Annotated in this window: 1 protein-coding gene; it reads right to left on the reverse strand. The window is 57.6% G+C overall.

Annotated features, from left to right (window positions below; translation table 11 throughout):
• A partial coding sequence (locus OS189_RS18625; RefSeq protein WP_267168829.1) for a hypothetical protein occupies nt 1-238 on the reverse strand: 238 nt, incomplete at both ends.

Consider the following 238-nt stretch of genomic DNA (forward strand, 5'->3'; position numbering starts at 1 on the left):
GGCCTGAATCGTGAGAGTGAAGGTGTCCGCAGGTGAGCGCAAACCAAAATCGCTCGCATCGACCAGCGCTGACCCATCTGGCACCGCACGATATTCCACGGTTATGTCAGAAAGCGAGGCCTCTGACAGAAACACGTCGAAATACAGATCACCGGATTCGCTTGCCTGCCCCGGAAGCGCGGAAATCTCGGGCAGGCTTTCCGACGTGTCATCGTCCAGCAATGTGGCAATGCCCGCT

The sequence above is a fragment of the Sulfitobacter sp. F26169L genome, assembly GCF_026410285.1.
Lineage (GTDB): Bacteria > Pseudomonadota > Alphaproteobacteria > Rhodobacterales > Rhodobacteraceae > Sulfitobacter.